The organism is Paenibacillus profundus, assembly GCF_021369635.1.
GTDB lineage: Bacteria > Bacillota > Bacilli > Paenibacillales > Paenibacillaceae > Paenibacillus_B > Paenibacillus_B profundus.
Genome location: NZ_JAJNBZ010000010.1, coordinates 88,913 through 109,235 on the forward strand (window position 1 = coordinate 88,913; position 20,323 = coordinate 109,235).

Annotated in this window: 14 protein-coding genes; 9 read left to right on the forward strand and 5 right to left on the reverse strand. The window is 53.0% G+C overall.

The annotated features are described in order from the left end of the window. Positions 1-17: 17 nt before the first annotated feature. Together LQV63_RS14295 and LQV63_RS14300 are read left to right on the forward strand one after the other, a co-directional pair. Positions 18-914, forward strand: coding sequence for a carbohydrate ABC transporter permease (locus LQV63_RS14295; RefSeq protein WP_019424070.1), 897 nt, complete (start codon positions 18-20; stop codon positions 912-914). 111 nt (positions 915-1,025) lie between these two features. Continuing rightward, positions 1,026-2,657, forward strand: a complete 1,632-nt coding sequence (locus tag LQV63_RS14300) for an extracellular solute-binding protein (RefSeq protein WP_233697231.1) — start codon at positions 1,026-1,028, stop codon at positions 2,655-2,657. Positions 2,658-2,766: 109 nt separating this feature from the next. Here the strand turns inward: LQV63_RS14300 and LQV63_RS14305 are convergent, their stop codons facing one another. The 4 genes from LQV63_RS14305 to LQV63_RS14320 all read right to left on the reverse strand — a co-directional run bounded on the left by LQV63_RS14305 (position 2,767) and on the right by LQV63_RS14320 (position 6,801). After that, positions 2,767-3,237 carry a RidA family protein gene (locus tag LQV63_RS14305; RefSeq protein ID WP_019424068.1) on the reverse strand — a complete coding sequence of 157 codons (471 nt, stop codon included), beginning with the start codon at positions 3,235-3,237 and terminating at the stop codon, positions 2,767-2,769. Between the two features lie 80 nt (positions 3,238-3,317). After that, the gene (locus LQV63_RS14310; RefSeq protein ID WP_019424067.1) at positions 3,318-4,952 is read right to left on the reverse strand and encodes an N-acyl-D-amino-acid deacylase family protein; all 1,635 of its coding nucleotides are present in this window, start codon (positions 4,950-4,952) and stop codon (positions 3,318-3,320) included. Between the two features lie 22 nt (positions 4,953-4,974). Continuing rightward, a complete protein-coding gene (locus LQV63_RS14315; RefSeq protein WP_233697232.1) occupies positions 4,975-6,144 on the reverse strand; it encodes an alanine racemase in 1,170 nt (389 codons plus the stop codon). 15 nt (positions 6,145-6,159) lie between these two features. Further along, positions 6,160-6,801, reverse strand: coding sequence for a helix-turn-helix transcriptional regulator (locus LQV63_RS14320; protein WP_019424065.1), 642 nt, complete (start codon positions 6,799-6,801; stop codon positions 6,160-6,162). Between the two features lie 185 nt (positions 6,802-6,986). On the opposite strand from LQV63_RS14320, the gene LQV63_RS14325 reads away from it, so the two are divergent. The 7 genes from LQV63_RS14325 (at position 6,987) to LQV63_RS14355 (ending at position 19,318) form a co-directional block, all read left to right on the forward strand. Continuing rightward, complete coding sequence (locus LQV63_RS14325; RefSeq protein ID WP_233697233.1) at positions 6,987-8,798, forward strand: cache domain-containing sensor histidine kinase; 1,812 nt, start codon at positions 6,987-6,989, stop codon at positions 8,796-8,798. Continuing rightward, positions 8,798-10,501, forward strand: a complete 1,704-nt coding sequence (locus LQV63_RS14330; protein ID WP_233697234.1) for a response regulator transcription factor — start codon at positions 8,798-8,800, stop codon at positions 10,499-10,501. Before LQV63_RS14325 ends, LQV63_RS14330 begins: the two co-directional genes overlap by 1 nt. A 204-nt stretch (positions 10,502-10,705) precedes the next feature. Continuing rightward, complete coding sequence (locus LQV63_RS14335; protein ID WP_233697267.1) at positions 10,706-12,079, forward strand: extracellular solute-binding protein; 1,374 nt, start codon at positions 10,706-10,708, stop codon at positions 12,077-12,079. Positions 12,080-12,904: 825 nt separating this feature from the next. Further along, positions 12,905-13,780 (forward strand): carbohydrate ABC transporter permease, encoded by an 876-nt coding sequence (locus LQV63_RS14340; RefSeq protein ID WP_019424061.1) that lies wholly within the window; start codon positions 12,905-12,907, stop codon positions 13,778-13,780. 107 nt (positions 13,781-13,887) lie between these two features. Further along, on the forward strand, positions 13,888-14,778 hold the full coding sequence (locus LQV63_RS14345; protein WP_407672922.1) for a carbohydrate ABC transporter permease: 891 nt from the start codon (positions 13,888-13,890) through the stop codon (positions 14,776-14,778). Positions 14,779-15,750: 972 nt separating this feature from the next. Beyond that, the gene (locus LQV63_RS14350; protein WP_233697235.1) at positions 15,751-17,493 is read left to right on the forward strand and encodes an ABC transporter ATP-binding protein; all 1,743 of its coding nucleotides are present in this window, start codon (positions 15,751-15,753) and stop codon (positions 17,491-17,493) included. Then, on the forward strand, positions 17,474-19,318 hold the full coding sequence (locus LQV63_RS14355) for an ABC transporter ATP-binding protein (protein WP_233697236.1): 1,845 nt from the start codon (positions 17,474-17,476) through the stop codon (positions 19,316-19,318). Before LQV63_RS14350 ends, LQV63_RS14355 begins: the two co-directional genes overlap by 20 nt. 73 nt (positions 19,319-19,391) lie before the next feature. Here the strand turns inward: LQV63_RS14355 and LQV63_RS14360 are convergent, their stop codons facing one another. Then, complete coding sequence (locus tag LQV63_RS14360; protein WP_019424057.1) at positions 19,392-20,312, reverse strand: DMT family transporter; 921 nt, start codon at positions 20,310-20,312, stop codon at positions 19,392-19,394. Positions 20,313-20,323 lie beyond the last annotated feature (11 nt).

The following is a 20,323-nucleotide window of genomic DNA, read 5'->3' on the forward strand; positions in this document are numbered from 1 at the left end:
AGAGAGAAGGATGCAGCTTGGTTAAGGATGGTTTTGGCGACAGAGTGATGTCTTTCCTCATTCACGTCTGCTTGTTGGTATTGGGCTTTGTTACGTTTTATCCATTCTGGAATGCGGCGGTTATTTCGTTTAACAGCGGCACGGATACGCTCTTGGGCGGAGTTACCTTTTGGCCTCGTGATCTGACGGTAGACAATTATACAATTGTATTTCGGGATGCCCGCTTGCTGAATGGGTTTCTAATATCGGTAATCAGAACGCTTATCGGCACCGTTTTGGCGATATTGGCAACGGCGATCTTTGCCTACGGGATGACGAAGAGGGAGCTGATCGGGAAAAAGCTGTACATGATTATGGGCATTATTACGATGTATTTCGGGGGCGGACTCATTCCATCCTTTTTATTAATCCGGGAGTTGGGTCTGATGAACACGTTCTGGGTCATGATTATTCCCGGACTGATTAGCGTATATAACATGATTATTTTCCGGACATTCTTTATGGGTCTTCCCAACGGATTAGAGGAGTCGGCGAAGATAGACGGATGTACGAACTGGGGCGTCTTATTCCGCATCGTGCTGCCGCTATCCGGTCCCGTGCTGGCTACGTTATCGCTGTTCACGGCCATATACCATTGGAACGACTGGTTCACGCCGAGCATTTACATTTCCAATTTGGATTTATTGCCTATCCAGACGAAGCTGCAGCAGATTTTGAGCTCCAACATTATGAGCGAGCAAATGGCGCAAATGGATTCCGCAGCGAAAGGCCACATGGAACGGATGAAAACGATCACGAGCAAGTCGCTCTCCATGGCAACGATGATGGTTGCGACCGTGCCGGTCATCTGCGTGTATCCTTTTGTGCAAAAATATTTTGTCAAGGGAGTCCTCATCGGATCGTTGAAGGAATAACGGTTAAGCGCAGCGCAGATTGCTTTCTATACAGCGCATACCGCTTTGCCGATGCATGTATTTATAAGTGACGGGATTCATTCTGCAACGAGGGGAAAGGGGATAGGGAAAATGAAGCACGGGAGAACATGGATGGCGTTGAGCCTTGCGTTGGTGATGCTTGCATCGCTGCTAGCGGCATGCGGCCCTTCGACCCAACAAGAAGCTGCCGGGAACAAACAAGAGGGGGAGCTAATCAATGCGGCAGCGTTTGGAGAGGCGACGATAGCCTTCTCTTTCTATGGCAACTATGATTGGTATACGATGCCGCCGTGGGGCAAGGACTTGGCCACGAAATGGATTAGAGAGAATAAAAAAGTGGAGATTACCGCGATTAGTTCCGGAGGCAATGCCAAACAGAAGCTTAATACGATGATCGCGTCCGACGAATTGCCCGATGTCATTTGGTTGGAGCGTGGTGCCGATGTCGAGCGATTGCGAGCAGCCGATCTGCTGGTGCCGTTAGATGAATATTTGGACAAGTATCCGAATTTAAAAAAATGGGCGGGGGAATCAACGCTCAATATGCTGCGCTCCCCTGACGGGAAAATCTATCAGTTTCCGAACTGGTACACGACGCAGCCAAATGGAAATGCCGGTTATGTCGTGAACAAAAAAATATATATGGAACTCGGCTCCCCCAAGCTGGAGACAACCGATGATTTATATGCGTATCTAAAAAAGGTGAAGCAGAACTATCCGAACGCAGTGCCGCTCGAAGTCGGATCAGGCGCAGAAGGAGTGGAAATATTGACGTCCGCCTTTGCGGAAAACCGCCCTTCCCTCTTCAACGTCATGCAAGCCGTGCCGATGGGTGACGAGCTGACATCGATATTTACGGATCCCGTGTTTCGCGAGGCGATGGTCTATGCCAGCAGGCTGTTCCGTGAGAGATTAATGTCGCAGGATACGATGTCGCAAACGAGAGATCAACTGGCAGAGAAAATCGTATCTGGCAGAGTTGCGGTGCTGGCCGGCTCCAGTCCGACCGAATTCGCCTCGAGAGGGGACAATATGCTGAGAGCGGAGGACCCGGATGACGGCTATATGATGGTATGGCCGCTGCGCAAAGAAGGCTTGGATAAAAACAAAATATATCCGGGCGATTTCAAGCAGCTCGGCTGGAATGTCAGCGTGATTACGAAAGCGGCGGACAACCCCGAAGCGACATTCGCATTTCTGGATTGGCTGACCGGACCGGAAGGTCAACGGATTATTTTCTGGGGACCTGAGGGGTTGTATTGGGAGGGGACAGATGCGGACGATGCGCCGATTTTTACAGAGAAGTTCACGACGGACATCGAGAACCGCAACAAACTGATGGACTCCACCATCAACTTCCAATGGAACGGAAATACGGTATACGTCGATACATCCAAGAGCAAATTTGAACAGACACTGCCGGAGGAGAAGCGGAATTGGGAAACGCGCTGGCAAACTGAAATAACGTGGAAGACCCAATATAATGGAACCGAATTTGTCAATTTGGACCCGCCGGGAGACACGGAGGAAGGCATTGCCGCGCAAAGCATAGCGGATATTTATTCCGAAACGAGGGCGAAGATCCTTCTCAATGCCAAAAGTGACGATGATGTGCTGCGGCTTCTCGATGAGGCCGAGACGAAGGCGCAGCAAGTCGGTTACGCCAAGCTATTAGCTTATAAAACCGAGAAGTGGCAGGAAAACGTGAAAAAACTAAAATAGACTGATGCGCATGAAAAATGAAAAGGCCGCAGGCTGTTTCAGAGGGATAAAACCTCTGGCGCAGTCTGCGGCATTATTGCGGTTTAATGTGTGTTGAATCTATGTGAATCTATGCTTCTTCTTTTACTTCCACAATGATTTCGATTTCGACTGGCGTATGGAACGGCAAGTCGCTCGTGCCAATCGCTGAACGCGCGTGTCTTCCTGCGTCTCCGAACACCTCGATAAGCAAATCCGAAGCCCCGTTAATGACGTAAGGCTGATCGGCAAATCCCGGTGCGCTGTTGACGAACGCTAGCATCTTCACGACCTTGGCCACTTTATCCAAGGTGCCAAGCTCATGCTTGATGACAGCCAAGGCGTTAATGATGACTTGGCGCGCGGCGCGTTGGCCTTCTTCAATCGTCAGCTCCGCGCCGACCTTGCCCTCATACATGAGCACGCCGTCAATTCGGCAATCCATGCCTGATGTGTACAATAGATTGCCTGTGCGATTGCAAGGAATATAAGAAAATTTCGGTTCCCCTACAGCTGGCAGCTCGATTCCTAATTGCTGCAGACGTTGTTCGATTTGACCCATATTATTCGCTCCTTTAGTAGGTAGTATGTTAAATAAGTAGTTAAAAAAATTGATTAGTCAATCCATTCCTGATGAAGCGGTCAGCAGCAACCGCAAGTATGGTGAAGCTGAAGGCGGCGTTCCGCTTTGAGCATGGAACCGGCGTGTACGGACTGAAATTCGCCGTGCCGCAGCGCAAGCTGACCGTTAACGAACACATGCGATATTCCGTTAGGGAACTGGCGCGGTTCTTCGAAGGTGGCCGTATCCTGCACCGTGTCCGGATTGAAGACGACGAGATCCGCCGCATATCCCGGCACAAGCAGGCCGCGTCGGCCTAGGCGGAAGCGCGCCGCCGGAAAGGCGCTCATCTTGCGCACCGCATCCTCCACGGTAAGCAGCTTGCGCTCGCGCACATATGTGCCAAGTATGCGCGGGAACGTTCCATAGAGCCGCGGATGAGGCTTGCCGGTCTCGCAGTGCAGACTGTCAGAAGCGATGAGCGAGCGCGAATAAGCGATGACCTGATCGACGTCGGATTCTGCCATATGGTAATAGACGATGGTGATCTTGCCTTGCTCTTCCAGCAGCAGTTCAATCATGGCATCGACAGGGTGAATGCCGCGCTTCGCGGCAACATCCGCAATCGATAGCCCTTCGAGCTCTTTGTTGCGATCTGTCTGCACCGCAGAGATAACGACGCTGTGCCAGCCGGTGGAAGCGACGAGATTGTCCCATGTGTCTTGCTCCTCTGCCAGCTCTTCATGCAGACGCTGCCGGATAGCCGGACGCTGTAGCGCTTCCAGCGTGGCAGGCAAGCCGCCTTCCAAGATCCAAGGCGGCAGCACCGTCGTGAGCGTGGTGGAGCCAGCATGGTACGGATATACGTCGCATGTGACGTCCATTCCGCGGGCCCGCGCCGCTTCAATGCGCTCGAGCGCATCCAGCACTTGGCCCCAGCTGCGCTTTCCAGCAGCTTTGAGATGGCTGATGTGCAGAGTCACTCCGGATTGCTCCGCAATCCAGATCACTTCATCAATCGAAGCGAGCAGGTGGCGTCCTTCGCCGCGAATATGCGTGGACAGCAGCCCGCCGTATTGGGCGACGACGCGGGACAATTCCGCAATTTCATTTTTGTCCGCGTAACTGCCTGGCGCGTACAGCAAGCCGATGGAGAGGCCGATAGCGCCCGCTTCCATTCCTTCGCGCAGAATCGTCTTCATTTCATTCAATTCCGCAGGCGTAGGCGGACGATGATCGAAGCCCATGACGGCAATTCGGAGCGCGCCGTGCGCTACGTAGGTAGCGAGGTGCTCGGCTGGAGAGCAGCTCTGAACGGCGTCCATATATTCTGCGATGCTGTTCCACGTCCACGGCTTGTTCGTTGTCCCAATGACTGGCGTAATGTATTCCCGCAGCAAGTCGCCGCGTGCGGGCACGAACGGTGCAGGCGCCAAGCCGCAATTGCCGACAACTTCAGTCGTTACGCCTTGCTGCATTTTAATGTTGCTGTCAGGGTAATCCATAATCATCAGGTCGGAGTGACAATGTCCGTCAATGAATCCAGGAGCGATGATGTGCCCTTGCGCATCAATCGTGTCCCGTGCCTCGACATCAATGGAACCCGGAGACGCGACATGGGTAATCTGTCCGTCCTTTACTCCGATTTCGCCCCAAAACCAAGGGTTGCCGGTACCGTCGGCAACGCGTGTATTCCGAATGATTACATCAAGCATGATCCTTCCTCCTTCATTATGTTTACCAGCTGTGTCCGCGTGCTTCGATCGGAACGTGGACCGCACAGTCCGATTGAACAAGCCATGCCTTGTTATATAAATTAAGAGTGCTGCAAATGTGATTAGGAATAATATGTAAGCGATCGCCGACCTTGAAGGAATGACCGGCCGTAATACGAATCGTGCCATGCTCCTCGGATAATCGCTCCAACACGGCTTCGGGAGCTTCCATAATATGACCGAAGCCTTGCAAAAGAAGTGGGGGCGTGTTCGGCTGTACGTCGGTAGCGAATGCTTTGCTGCCGCCATCGACGATAATGATGTCGTCTTGCGGGCAGCTGACGACGGTAACGGCTACGCAACCGGCGCAGTCATCGAGCATGCATCCGCCGAATTCGACTTGCATGCGGTCTTGAAACACGTATGTGCCCGGACGGATTTCCGTCACGCCAGGAACGGCAGCCGCATAAGTGCCTGTTGGAGTCGAACCGACGCTGACATCCCGGATGTCATGACCGGCTTCACGCAGCATGTCTGCGATCCGGACCATGGTCAAGCCTTCATCGCGCCCCGCGCTCTGCACATCGAGCGTACCTTCTCCGTTCAGCAGCGCTCCGCGGAAGGTGAAGATGCCGCCAAGCTGCAGGTGCGGGCAGTGCGCGATGAATTGAGCTATCGGCATAATGTCGGCTGCACGCGCGCCCGAGCGCTTCAAGCCAGTGTCGATTTCCAGCCGCACCTCAAGCACAACATCGCACTCCTGCGCGATCTCTTCCAGTATGCCGGCGCCGGCGATGCTGTCGACCCCGACAATAATGCGGGCTCGTGAAGTTAAAGCGATCGCCCGGCGTACTTTGGAAGGGGTAACGAGCGGATAGGCAATGAAAATATCGAGAATTCCATGCTCCACCATGATCTCCGCTTCTGACACCTTCGCTGCCGTAATGCCGGAGGCGCCATGATGCAATTGCATTTGCGCAATGCGCGGCATCTTATGTGTCTTCAGATGGGGACGCAGCTGCACTCCATTCTGGGCTGCCGCTTGAGCCATTGCGGATATATTGCGCTCTGTTCGTTCCAAATCGATGAGCAGAAAAGGAGTCTCGGCTATTGCTAGCTGCGGATGCTGAACGGATAGATTCGATAGAGCAGCAACGTTCTCCATTTGTCCGATTTGCAGTTCCTTCGTCATGAGTTTCACGCTCCGTTAGGTAGATTGCTTGGCTTCTTCCAAGTAGCTATATAACGTATATTTCGATATGCCCAAGTACGTGCAAATTTTCTCCCCGGCTTTTTTGATGAGGAAGGCCCCTTTGTCGTCCAAAAGAACGAGCAGCTTCATCTTGTCCTCCTTCGTCATCAATGCAACCGGTTTATCGATCTGCGCCTGAGCTTCTTGAATGAGAGTATCCAATAAATCGTTCACATTGGTCACGAACGATTCCTTCACTTCCGGCTGTAATCCGGCCATGGTGAGTGACTTCAGCGCTTTCTCCGCCATCGTCAGGTCGGTAATATCGTAATTAATGCATAGCGACCCGATAATCTGCCCTTCGCGATTGCGCATATACAATGAAGTGGAGCGGAGCAAGCGGCCATCCTTCGTCTGCGTAATATAGTTGATTTTATTGCCGTCTTGCTGTGTGCCGCGCAACAGCTCTAGGCCAAGATTCGTGCCAGGATCACCGACATGGCGGCCCGTAATGTGACCGTTTTCAATCGCAACGATCGTACGATCATACGGCAGCGTCAAATCATGGAGCACAACCTCGCACTGATCGCCGAACTGGGCGGCTATCCCTTTGACAACTGCCTGTAGAAAGGGAAGTTCTTCTTGTATGGATTCCATTGCATCCTCCCTCAAATTGAAGTGGAGCTGCGGATGGGAGCCATTTCATAATTTCATGCTCCATCGCTCTCCACCTCATCGTATCATAATTTTGCCAGCGATCAAACTAAAAGTTTGTTGACCTAACAAAAATTAATGCTGCATAATGATCGTGACAGAGGAAGAAATAGGAAGGAGGGCTAATTGTGAATTGGATCGCACGTTCGCTGCACCGAAAATTGTTGATTTTGCTGCTGGCCTGCATCATTTTGCCGGTCATGCTGCTCGGCTACGTCTCTTACCGCACCGCATGGTCGATTACCGAGGAGAAGACGAAGCAGGCGAGCTTGAACACGTTGAGACAGATTAGCGCCATTCTCGAGATGATTGCCCAGGACGTCGAGAATATGTCTGTCTTCTTAATCGGACAGCATGATGTTCAGACCTATTTGGCGAAGAAGGAGCGGGCCAGCGCCAACGACTATTTGCGCATGATCGGATTTTTGACGAATTTGGCTTTTTCCAAAGACTACATTGCCGACATCCGCATCATTCCGCTCAACGGAAATCCAGAGCTGTCCAACACGACGATTTTGACCTCCTCGCTGTTCCAGCAAGTTCCGGCCTCGCCTGATTATTGGGAGGAGCATCCGACCTGGTGGTCCCCTCCGATTCCGATCGATACGAGTCTGGGGCGCAAACGCACGGTGTCGCTTGTCCGGCCAATTCGCAATATGAATACGTTTGAATCGCTTGGCATGCTGTCCATCGGCATCGACGGGGATGCGCTGACCGCCCGGCTGGGCAATGCTGTCGTGGAAGGCGGAGGAAGCCTCATTCTTGCAGATAACGAGGGGAACATCGTCGCTTCTGGAGCCGATGATGCGACGGCTGCCGCCTGGCAACCGCAGCTTGCGTCGCTTGGCGGCGCGATTACGGGCAACGAAGCGCAGTTTTTCGATGTCGGGGAAGGGAGCGGCCGCCATGTGGTCGTGACCATGAAGGTTCCGCTCGCCCCATGGGATGTGTACGCGATGATCCCGTACCAGACGTTCAGCGAACAGAACCGCTATGTGCTTCAATTGACTGCCGTGACGGTGGGCGTTGCCCTGCTTGTGATCGTGGCAGCAGTTGCTTATTTCGTCAGACGGGTTACGAAGCCGCTTGTCCGGCTGGCCCGTTCGATCGGATCGGTGCAGCCGGATTCCCCGTTCCGGCCGCTGCCGCTCACTTCGCAAGACGAAATTGGCTTTGTCGTGCGCAGCTATAATCGGCTAAGCGATAATATCCGCGAATTGACCGAGCAGGTGAAACGGAATGAAGCGCAAAAAATGGAAGCGGATCTGCAAGCGCTGCAGGCACAAATTCATCCGCATTTTCTATATAACACGCTCTCTTCCGTGCAGTGGCTCGCATGGATGGATGGAAACGGGAAAATAGCCGAGATGGTAGGGGCGCTGGGTGACTTTTTGCGCTTCAGCCTGAACCGGGGGCTTGAATATTGCACGATTGGCCAAGAGGTGGAGCATGTGAAAAATTATATGCATATTCAAGCGATGCGCTATCCGGAACGGTTTCAGTTCCAGATCGTGCTGCCGGTTGAGCTGGAAGAGGCGCCAATGCTCAAGCTGCTGCTGCAACCGTTAATTGAAAACGCTTTATTGCATGGGGTTCTGAAACCGGGAGCGCATGGAAATAACGGATTTCTCTATTTGGAAATGTTGATGGCAGATGAGGGGGGAATTCAATTTATTGTTCGGGATAATGGCGCTGGTATGAGTCCAGATGCGGCGGAGAGCCTCAGGCGGCAGCTGCGGACGGGAGAACGTCGGCCGCCAAGCGGTGATGCAAGCGCCGGCAGCGGTTACGGCCTATTCAATGTCCAGCGCAGATTGCAGCTTCATTATGGCGAGGGCGCGTCCTTGCACATCGAAAGTATCGCAGGAGAAGGAACGACCGTTACGTTTGCGATTCCGTCGCCAGGCTGCACATACGAGCAAGGAAAGGGGTCTTATTGATGAAATTGTTAATTGTGGATGACGAAGTCATTATTCGCACTGGACTTGCTCAAGTGATAACTTGGCATGATTTAGGATTTGAGGTGCTGCCTCCGTGTGCATCGGCGGAAGAGGCGATGGAGGCGATATCAGCGGATAAGCCGCATCTTGTGCTGACCGATATCCGCATGACCGGCGCCGACGGGTTGACGCTTGCCGCTTACATTCGCGAGGTGAGTCCGGACACGGAGATGATTGTGCTGACAGGCTATGATGATTTCCGCTATGCACAGCGGGCGCTGCGGGAAGGAGTGTGCGACTATTTGCTGAAGACGAGTCGACCTGACGACATTATGAGAGCGGCGATTCGCGCCAAGGAGCGGATAGTGGAGAAGCTGGAACGCAGCAAGAGCATGTCGAAGATAGAAGCTACCTACCGCGAACAGCTGCTGCATAAGCTGCTGCATGAGCCGCTGAGCGAGGCGGAGTGCCGCATGCTGGTGGATACGCTGCTGTTGGCAGACAGGACGCACTCGTCGACACGGAAAGTCGTCTTTGACGTGGCATGCATTCAGGCGGAAGGCTGGGGCGAAGCGCAGGAGAAGCTGCTGCTGTTTGCGGTCGGCAATATGCTGACAGAAATGGTGGCGGGGCTTGCGCTGCGTGAGGAGTCCCGCTTGCTTGTGCTGCGTCTGACAGAAGGGACGGCCATAAGCTCGGACTCGTGGGATTATGAGCTTGCGCTAATCGAGCGCAAGCTGAAATGCCGGCTGTTTGCCGGAATCGGCCGCTTGGTGACAGCGCCGGTAGAGGTGCGCGATTCGTGCCGCACCGCGAAGGAGGCTTATGCGTACCATTGGTTCAAAGGCAACAAAAGAATGCTGACTTGGCAGGAGGCAGCTTCACGGGCAGGGCGGCCTTCCATTTGTACTGCGCAGGATGAAGCAGAACTCATTCGCTGTTTGAAATCAGGCGAGCCCGAGGAGCTGCGCCGTTTCGTGCACGAACAGGTCCAGCGACTTATTGACGAACCGGAAGCGACTCCGGCCTCGATTCAGTCTTACGGCCAATCGCTGCTCATCGCGGCGCGGCGTTGGCTGGAACGGTGCGCTGAAGTGTCCGCGCCGGCACAGGCTGGCGGATTGCAGCCGGCGGATAGCGGATGCTGCGCTCAGGATGGCGGGGTGGCATGCGCGTCATGGAGCGCATCTCGACATGCGCAGGCCCGCGCCTTCGGGCTTGCGTCCGAGCCGGCTTCAAGCGCCGGAGCCGATTGCGCGGCTGTTGGCCGGCCCGCGCCTGATCTAGCCTCGCCGCGTACGGCCGCGCCGGAGCAATGGGAGCGTGCGCTGTTCATTGCGCTGCAGGAAGCGATGCAATATTTTCGCGATGTCATTGCGGACTCCTCCGCATCAGTGGTTACCCGCGCCATGAATTACATTCGCGAGAAGGCGGACGGCAGTCTGACGCTGCAGCATGTGGCTCGAGTCGTCGGGGTGCATCCGAACCATTTGAGCGACAGGTTCAAGCAAGAAACGGGCATCAATTATATTGAATATGTGACCCAAGCCCGTATGGCTCAGGCTTGCCGCTATTTTCAAGACGGCTCCGCTAAAGTGTCGGCCGTGGCTCAGTTGGTCGGTTATGAGGATTTAAAATACTTTTCACAGCTGTTTAAGAAGCATATCGGCTGCACTCCATCCGAATACCGGGACAAATGTTGACAATAGTGCGCAATCAAAAGGGAGCCGCCAGAACAACCTGCCAGAGCTGAAAAGATTCCCCGTTGCGGCTTGATTTTTTCCCTAACGCATAATTAAAGCGCTTACTTATACTGGGTATACACCGGAACGCGATGACGAGATACCCGCGCTGACGACAGCAGAATAGGTCCGGTGAACATGAACAGAATGGTCAGGAGGGTTATGATGCGCAAACGGTGGATTTCTGTGCTCGTGTTCCTGCTTGTCGTTTCCATTTTTACCGCATGTGCAGGCGGAACGGGCACAACGACGTCAGGCAAGGATGGAGCAGCGGGCGGCTCGGAGTCGAATTCGTCCGCTAACCAAGGCGGCGGGAAGGACAGCGGTGAGTCCGTAAAGCTGTCTTTATGGCATAACTTTACGGGAGACGATCTGCGCGCCCAGGCGATGCGTGACATTATCGAACAATTTAAGCAGAACCATCCGCATGTCGCCTTAGACATTCAGGCGATACCGCCGGATGGCTATAAAACGCGCTTGAAGACGGTAGCGGCAGCCAATGAAATGCCTGACGTATTCCTTATGTGGCCGGGCACGATGACGAAAGAATTTCACGGCGGCGGCTTGATTCAGCCGATCAATGAGCTGCTCGACAGCAAGCCGGATTGGAAAAGTGGCTTCCTCCCAGGAGCGTTTGACGATTTTACACTTGACGGGGCCACATACAGCGCGCCGATGGGACTTTCGCCAACCTCCATTCTTTATTACAATCAGGCGTTATTGGATAAGCACGGTCTTCAAGTTCCTGCGACGTGGGACGATTTGATGCAGGCGGTCGCGACGCTGAAGGAGAATAAAGTGACGCCGATTGCACTTGGCAACAAGGCGGCATGGCTGGCGCAATCAAGCATTATTAGCTCGCTCGCCGACCGAGTGACCGGAACGGAATGGTTTCTGAAGGCGGCAAATCAGGACGGGGCCCAATTTACGGATTCGGAATTCGTCAAAGCGCTGGAGTTGTTCCAAGGTTTACAGGAGGCTGGCGCATTCCAAGATGGAGCGAACAGCATAGACAACACGCAGATGGAAATGATGTTCGCCCAGGGTCAAGCGGCGATGATGATTGACGGCGGCTGGGCCTTGACCAACCTGTCCGCGAATGCGACGCCGGAGGCGTTGCAGCAAATGGGCGCGACCGTTCTCCCGTCCGTCCCAGGCGGGAAGGGTGACCCGAAGACATTGTCCGGTGTCGTCGGCGTCGGTCTTGGATTGAGCAAAAAGGTAGAAGGCAAGCGCAAGGAAGCGGCTTACGACTTGATTTACGCCATGTCTGGACCAGAGGCGCAGAAGCGGACACTGGAAGCGAATCAGTTGGTCAGCTTCAAGCTGGAGCTGGATGAGAGCAAAGTATCGCCGCTCTTTGCCAAGGTAAACCGACTCGTCAATGAAGTGAAGCGCACGCCGGTATACGACGCTGTCTTAACGAGCGCCGGAACGGATGCGGTCAACAACGGGCTGCAGGAGCTGCTGATGGGCGGCAAGCCCGAGGGCGTGGCGCAGAAGATTCAGGAGGCGCAGGCGAAAGCGCTTGGCAAGTAAGCCGGGAGGCGCTGAACTTGAACGAGGTTGGAAATGGGGACGGCGCCCTGCCAGCTAGCATGTTGGCGGGGCGCGCCCGTTGCCATAACAGATAAGAAACTATAAGTGTTCTGGGCCACGAAGTCGCCTAGTCAATTGGTGGTGGCCTGAATGATGCGGTTTCCCTCTTCAAATACGCATCTCAACGCTAGCATTCGCAGTCTCTCAATCCTGTTCTAATTCCCCCTTTTGTTCACTCTCCCAATGATTCAGATTGCGCAATGAATGACGAGTGCGCAACAAGGAGTAATTAAGTTGTGAAAAAAGGTGCAATATTGCGGGGGAGAGCGGATTCTGAAAACGGGAAGAAGGGTCTAATCCCTTTAGTTAAGGGTGATTAAGTTTAGCCAAACGGCGATTCGATGGGGTTCGCATTTTCTGAGTAGTGGGGCTAGTGAGCAAAAGGGCTTTTTGGCAAACTTCCTATTAGGTTCTTCTCCCCTTTATTCAGAATGGGAGCGCCCAACGAGAATAGGTTGTCGGACTACTCTGCAAAAGGTCCTGATGTCCATTCTCCATACCGTCAGGAAGGATGACGATGGGGATAAGATATCTGCCAATTGTATATACCATGCCATGCAGCGGTCGCTCATCATGACAGATAGCTAGAGTCATCCTTGTTCGTGCCGCCTCCTGAAGGAGGGGGAGAATGAACCAAAGGGGTGGATGAAGCGGAGCACCTCAGCCTGAACGCGCCATTGTATGGACGTGAACAATTCGATAGTGATTTTCTTAACCGGGTTAGCTAGAAAGAGCGTCTTTCGTACAGAGGAAGGAGGAGCCCCTATGCGCGCTTGGACCAATAAACGGTCGTTTATTACGGCAGGATTGACCCCCGCGCTCGTCTTGTACACCATTTTTGTCATCATTCCGATCTTTTGGTCGGCTTATTACGGATTTTTTGATTGGAAAGGAATCGGGGCTGCCCGTTTCATCGGCTTGGATAACTTCGTTGAAGCGCTTAAGGATTCGGTCTTCTGGCTGTCGCTCCGCAACAATATGATCGTTGTCGTTGCCTCTGTCTTCGGTCAGGTGCCGATCGCGCTCTTGCTAGCACTGCTCTTAAAGCGCGGCACATGGTTTCAGCGCTTCGTCCGGTCTGCTGTTTTTATGCCAATGGTGCTCTCATCGGTCGTAATCGGGATTATTTGGAGCAACATCTATCATCCGCAGACAGGGCTGCTGAATGCGGCGCTCAGTGCTGTCGGTCTCGAAGAGTGGCGGCGCGCATGGCTATCCGAACCTGGCATCGCCATGTGGATGATTGCGATTCCGATCGTGTGGAATTATATCGGCCCGTATTTAATTATGTTTTTGGCTGCGCTGCACAGCATCCCGTCTGAAATGGACGATGCGGCACATCTGGACGGCGCGACAGGCTTGCGGAAGCTGGGCTTCATTACGCTGCCGCTCATCTGGGATACGCTCAAGGTCACGATCGTTCTGTGCATCTCGGGGAGCTTGAAGGCGTTCGATCTGATTTATGTCATGACGAATGGCGGTCCCGCTCATGCGACAGAGCTGCTTGCCTCGTATATGTACAACAGCACCTTTACCGTCTATCGCTTCGGATATGGCAGTGCTGTATCCACCCTTATCGTTATTATCAGCTTGCTGATGGTCGCTGGATCGCAATGGCTGATGAAGAAGGAGCAGAGATGAGAGCAATGAGAGCAATGCTTCCGATATAGTTTTCTTGCGATGACTTGCACTCCTTGGTGCTGAAAAGGGACCTTTTTGAACACGTAATTTGAAAGGAGGGAATCGGTATGAAATCATCCTCAGCAGCAGCGGCCGTGCGGGCTCGGGGGCCATATCAGATGTCAGTCAGACGATGGAAGGAGCACATCACACGCTTCTGTGTTTCTTGCGGATTGGCCGTGTATGCTGTAGTTACGTTGTATCCGCTCATTTGGCTCTATTTGAGCGCGTTTAAGACGAATGAGGAATTTTACGCGCATCCGTTCGGACTGCCGCAATCCTGGCAATGGTCGAACTTCGCCCGTGCTTGGGAAGTATCGGGGATGGGACTGTCCATGCTGAATTCATTCATCGTCACGACACTGTCGTTAGCGCTCACTTTGCTGCTGGGGGCGTTGGCGGCTTATATTTTGGCGCGCTTCACGTTTCGCGGCAGGGCCTTCATTCATCTGTTGTTCGTGCTTGGCATGCTCATTCCGATTCACAGCACGCTCGTGCCGCTGTTTATGATGATGAATCAGATGGGGATATTGAACACGTATGCTGCTCTTATATTGCCGTATACAGCATTTGAGCTTCCTATCGCTATCTTTATCGTGGCGGCTTACTTGGCCAATATTCCGAAGGAAATGGAGGAAGCGGCGCTCGTCGACGGCTGTGGCTACACCGGCATTTTCACCCGCATCATGCTTCCGGTCTCTCTGCCGGCGTTGGCGACGGTGGCCATCCTCGGCTTTTTGCGCTTCTGGAACGACTTTGCCTTTGCACTCGTGTTCATCAACAGTCCGGCGCTGAAGACGCTGCCACTCAGTCTATCCGTATTCGCCACCGGCTACTCAACGGACTATAAGCTGACGATGGCGGCATTGGGCATGGCGGCGCTGCCTACGATCGTCATCTATATCCTGTTTCAGGAACAGGTGATGAAAGGAATGGCGGCGGGAGCGGTAAAAGGGTAACAGACAATGAACAGGATGTTACCACTCTTACAACAATGTAAGCTGATTGTAAGTAAGTTAAATGGCTGGTTGCACCAACAGAGACTACAATAGGATTCAAGACAGGCGATGCCATGACTGGCGGTTACTTATCTCATGTTCTACCACAGTTAATTTTTGTGTCATGTTTAACCCTATTACTCATACGACCCATCCTGGGGTGAGTTCGTTATCGGATTACAATTGCATGTCGATGGCATAACAGTTCCCTCGAGGACGAACTTGCCCCCAACCCATTCGTGTCGGTGGAAGGAAGCTACCTGTCGGTTTCCTTCTATACCGGCACTTTTTTTATGTTCTGAAGTATGATTGAACGGATAGGGCGGGCGCAAGTACTCAAGTTAGTGAAAGCAGTAGGTACTCAGGCGCTTGGATACTAAATGCTGGTGGAAGCAGCAGGTGCTCAGACGCTTGGATGCTGAAGGCTGGTGGAAGCAGCAGTTACTCAGGCGTTTGGACGCTGAACGCAGGTTTGGCGGAGGAGTATGTGCAGCTCAGTTGGCAGAGGCGGCAGTGTTTTCGGAAGGTGGCAGGGTAGGATAGAAATGGGCTGAATGCAATTGTGCAGTTGAAAATATTGAAACTGCCATTATTTATATTATTATAAAAAAATAAACTTCACTTTTGCAGTCCAGCACAACAATTTTCGAACAATGGGAATGGGTCAAGTAAATGTACAAATGCAGTTAGAGCGTGTATTATTGCATTTACTGAACCGAAGACGTGAGACGGGACTCAAGCAATACGCATTAGCAGCAGGAGTGCATGACGAGAACGCGCCGACTCCTTGCGGCTTCCCTATGTTACGACTAGATTACGTGAATTTTGAAATATTCAGTCTGCCCGAGGCCGGATATTGTATAATAGAATACAAATGCTCCCATTAAAATTGTAAAATAATGGAACTATATCATAATCGTTGGAGGCTGATTCATGCGCAAGGTGTTATCGTTTCTCATTCCGTACCGAAGGCCGATGGGCATCGCGCTTTTCCTAATGCTTATCGAGCTCACTGTAGAGCTGTGGCATCCTTTAATCGCTGCCAAAATTATTAATGAAGGCATTATGCAGCAAGATCTTTCCGTCGTGCTTCGCTGGGGAGGATTCATGGTCGCGTTGGCCTTGATCGGATTCATCTGCGGCATCATCAATTCGTTTTATGCTGCCCGCGTCAGTCAGAACTTTGGTTTCGACATCCGAAAACATCTATTCGAAAAAATCCAATCGTTTTCTTTCGCCAGCTTCGATCGATTCTCGACCGCTACCTTGATTACCCGCGTAACGAGCGACGTGACGCAAATGCAGAACGTCGTATTCATGAGCTTGCGCATCATGATGCGGGCTCCACTGCTCGTTATCGGCGGTCTAATCATGGCGCTGGCCGTTAACGTGAAGCTGGGCCTGATATTGGCGGTGGTCATGCCGCTTCTGCTTGTGCTCCTCATTTGGATTATGAGCAAGGGATTCGTGTTGTTCCGTTCCGTCCAGGAAAAATTGGACGAGGCGAACAGCGTGCTGCGTGAGAATCTGCTTGGCATGAGATTGATCAAAGCATTCGTGCGGCACCGCCATGAAAACAAACGGTTTGCGAAGTCCAATGAGGAGTTGATGGCCAAGACCGTAGCCGCTCTGCGCCTCGTCGAGCTGACGATTCCGCTGCTGCTGCTCATCATGAACCTTAGTGTGCTCGGCATCCTCTGGTTCGGCCATTTGGAAGTGAATGCAGGCGGAGTGAACGTCGGCGATGTCGTCGCTATCGTTAATTATGCGGCACGGATGACGGGAGCCATGTCCATGGTGTCGATGATATTGATGGTCATTTCCCGTGCGAAGGCGTCGGGGCAGCGGGTAGCGGAGGTGCTTGGCACCGATGCGGATATAACCGATGCCGACGATGCGAATGCATCCCTGTCCATCCGGAACGGGAAGATAGCGTTTGAGGACGTGTCGTTTCGCTATCCGGGAACGACGGTGCCTGTCCTGCAGTCCGTTACATTCACTGCACATCCGGGAGAGACGGTCGCCATCCTCGGCGCAACCGGTTCGGGGAAGACCTCGTTGTTCCAGCTCATTCCCCGCCTATATGACGTGAGCGGAGGAAGCGTGCGGATCGATGATATGGATATCCGGACGATGAAGCTTGATACGCTTCGTCGCGGCATCGGATTCGTGCCGCAGGAAGCGCTCCTGTTCTCGGGAACGGTCATGGATAATATAAAATGGGGCAAAGAAGGCGCCACGACGGAAGAAGTAATTGCCGCCACCCGCAACGCCCAGATCCATGACACGATTATGAGGCTCCCGCAGCAATATGACACGGTGTTGGGACAGAAGGGCGTCAATCTGTCCGGCGGTCAGAAGCAGCGCTTGTCTATCGCGCGGGCGCTCATCCGGAAGCCGGCGATTCTGCTCTTGGATGACAGCACGAGCGCCTTGGACGTCAATACGGAAGCAAGATTGCTCGCATCGCTCCAAGAGTATCCGTGTACAACCTTGATTATTACGCAAAAAATCAGCACGGCGCTGCAGGCCGACACCATTCTTCTGCTGGAGGATGGCAAGCTGCTGGCACAGGGCGATCATGCATCCCTCTCACAGCATTCGGAGATGTACCGACGCATCGTTCAATCCCAGTTCGGAGAGGAGGTTGCAACCCATGCCAATACCGTCACATAAGCCTGTTCAACCTGGCGCAAGGGAAACTCATGGAGCGATCGGCAAGAACAATGCCGCACCGGGAGGCAAGTCCAAATCAAGACCGAAAGATTGGGCGGGCACGCTGAAAAAAATCTGGTCCTACTTAGCGGACTATAAAGGGCTATTAACGCTCATCTTCATCATGGTACTGACAAGCACCATTATGGGGCTGCTCGGACCTTTTTTCGTGGGGATAGCCGTCGATCAGTTCATCGTGGCGAGCGACAGTCAGGGACTCATCCTGCTTATCGTGCTCATAGCGGGCGTGTATGTGCTGAACTTCGCATCGCTCTGGCTGCAGAACTACTGGATGATAGGGATCGCCCAGAAAGCAGTGTACAGCATGCGGACGGAGCTGTTCCGTAAGCTGCATCGGCTTCCGGTATCGTACTTTGCTAAGCGGCAGCATGGCGAGCTCATGAGCCGCCTCACCAATGATATCGACAATGTGAGCCAGACGCTGAACAGCTCGTTCATTCAATTGTCATCCAGCATATTGACGTTCATCGGCATGATTACACTCATGTTGTGGCTCAGCCCGCTTCTGACCTTGATTACGTTAATCATCGTCCCGCTCATGTTTCTTGGCATGAAGTGGATTACGAAGCGGACGGGGAAATATTTCAAGGAACAGCAGCGCAATTTGGGGGATTTGAACGGATTTATCGAAGAAACGTTCTCTGGTCAAAAAATCGTCAAGACGTTCTCGCAGGAGCAAAGAGTCATCTCGCAGTTCGTCGAGAAGAGCGAGAAGCTGAAGATGTCCGGCTACTGGGCGCAGACGTACTCGGGCTTCATTCCGAAGCTGATGAATGTGCTGAACAACTTGAGCTTTGCGATCATCGCCGGAGCGGGCGGCGTGCTTGCCGTTCAAGGCATGATTACTATAGGGGTCATCGTCACGTTTTCCGAATATGCGCGGCAGTTTACGCGCCCGCTCAATGATTTGGCGAACCAGTTCAATACGTTTCTATCCGCAATCGCCGGAGCGGAGCGCGTATTCGAAGTGCTCGAAGAGGATGAGGAGAGCAAGGATGAGCAGCGGGCGGTCGAGCTTGCGGAAGTGCGCGGCGAAATCGAGTTCACAGACGTGTCCTTTGCCTACGACAAGGGCGGGCAGACGGTCACAGACATTTCGTTCCATGCGTCTCCTGGTGAAACAGTCGCCTTGGTCGGTCCGACGGGAGCGGGAAAGACGACGATTGTGCAGCTGCTCTCCCGCTTTTATGATTCGGACGGCGGACATATATGTGTCGACGGCGTTGACATCAAGGAAGTGAAGCGGAACAATCTGCGCTTGCATATGGGGTTCGTGCTGCAGGATTCCTACCTGTTCCAAGGCACGATTCGCGACAACATCCGCTACGGGAAGCTCGATGCGACCAACGCCGAGGTGGAGCGGGCAGCCAAGCTGGCGAATGCCCATTCCTTCATTATGAAGATGCCGCAGCAGTACGACACGGTGCTGGAGCAGGACGGCAGCGGCATCAGCCAAGGGCAGAAGCAGCTGTTATCCATCGCCCGCGCGCTGCTGGCCGACCCGGCTATCTTAATATTGGATGAGGCGACGAGCAGCATCGATACGATCACGGAGCTGAAAATCCAAGAGGCGCTGTACCGGCTGATGAAGGGGCGAACGAATATCGTCATCGCACACAGGCTGAATACGATTCGGCAAGCCGATCTCATTCTCGTGCTGGAAGAGGGCACCATTATCGAGCAAGGATCGCACGATTCTCTGATGGCGCAGAGAGGATTTTACCACGGCTTGGTGAACAGTCAATTCCATCGCATTAGCGGGTAAGAATTCGGGTTATAAGGAACACCAAACACACGTTGCGGATTACGAGCAACGTGTGTTTGGCTTTTCGTTGGCGTCAATGCGCTCTCGCTTTGCGTTTGCCGAGAAATGCAGTTCCCAATATGCCGAGAATAATCATGCAGGCGCCAATCAGGTGAAAATATTTCAGCTGCTCATCTAGCACCAGGACGCCGGCAATCATCGTAATGAGCGTGGCGAAATTGCCGAACACGCTCATCTTCGAGGCTTCCATATGCGAGAGGGCGTAGTTGGACAAAAAGGAGGTGACGAGTGAAGACAACACGCCCAAATACAAGATCGATATAATAAACGTCGTATCCGTGAAAGGCGCGAAGTAGAGCGATACCGTACCGTTCAGGCCGTGGTTCACGAGCGACATCACATTAAACGTCAGGAAGCCGACGAGCGTCATCATATACGTGATATCGATGAGCTTGAATCTGCGCGTCATCGGCCGCGCCATCACGTTGTACCCTGCCGAGGCGAGCGCGGACAACAAGATGAGAACGGTCCCTTTCACGTTGGAAGCATCAATGGCGACTCCATTCATGACGAAGATGTAAATGACCCCGGCAACGGACAAGGCGACGGACAGCTTCTGCCATAGACTCGAACGTTCTTTTAAAAAATAGGAAGCAAGCAGCATCGTGAAAATCGGCACCGCCGCCTGAATGATTCCCGCTTCGGAGGAACTGGCGTAGACTAAGCCGAACGCTTGGAAGGCGAAAAACATCGCCGGATAGAACAGCGCCAACGGCAGGATGCGCACAATGTCTTTGGGCGTTATGTTCAGCTTTACCCACCCGAATATAACAGGTATGGTTGCGATGACAATGGATATGGTAAAGCGATGGGCGAGCGTGCTCATCGGATCGGTTGCCGTCAGGGCCAACTTTACGAACACGAACGAGAAGCCGATGATGAAGGCGTATAATATAGCTGCAAGATAAGCCTTTTTCTGGGATGAATCTATCATGGTTCCACTTC

Excerpts from the sequence above, each read along its gene's own strand:
- LQV63_RS14330 (WP_233697234.1), top strand. The coding sequence starts at position 8,798 with ATGAAATTGTTAATTGTGGATGACGAAGTCATTATTCGCACTGGACTT.
- LQV63_RS14310 (WP_019424067.1), bottom strand. The coding sequence starts at position 4,952 with ATGCTTGATGTAATCATTCGGAATACACGCGTTGCCGACGGTACCGGC.
- LQV63_RS14360 (WP_019424057.1), bottom strand. The coding sequence starts at position 20,312 with ATGATAGATTCATCCCAGAAAAAGGCTTATCTTGCAGCTATATTATAC.
- LQV63_RS14350 (WP_233697235.1), top strand. The coding sequence starts at position 15,751 with ATGCGCAAGGTGTTATCGTTTCTCATTCCGTACCGAAGGCCGATGGGC.
- LQV63_RS14355 (WP_233697236.1), top strand. The coding sequence starts at position 17,474 with ATGCCAATACCGTCACATAAGCCTGTTCAACCTGGCGCAAGGGAAACT.
- LQV63_RS14320 (WP_019424065.1), bottom strand. The coding sequence starts at position 6,801 with ATGGAATCCATACAAGAAGAACTTCCCTTTCTACAGGCAGTTGTCAAA.
- LQV63_RS14340 (WP_019424061.1), top strand. The coding sequence starts at position 12,905 with ATGCGCGCTTGGACCAATAAACGGTCGTTTATTACGGCAGGATTGACC.
- LQV63_RS14315 (WP_233697232.1), bottom strand. The coding sequence starts at position 6,144 with ATGACGAAGGAACTGCAAATCGGACAAATGGAGAACGTTGCTGCTCTA.
- LQV63_RS14345 (WP_407672922.1), top strand. The coding sequence starts at position 13,888 with ATGAAATCATCCTCAGCAGCAGCGGCCGTGCGGGCTCGGGGGCCATAT.
- LQV63_RS14335 (WP_233697267.1), top strand. The coding sequence starts at position 10,706 with ATGCGCAAACGGTGGATTTCTGTGCTCGTGTTCCTGCTTGTCGTTTCC.
- LQV63_RS14300 (WP_233697231.1), top strand. The coding sequence starts at position 1,026 with ATGAAGCACGGGAGAACATGGATGGCGTTGAGCCTTGCGTTGGTGATG.
- LQV63_RS14305 (WP_019424068.1), bottom strand. The coding sequence starts at position 3,237 with ATGGGTCAAATCGAACAACGTCTGCAGCAATTAGGAATCGAGCTGCCA.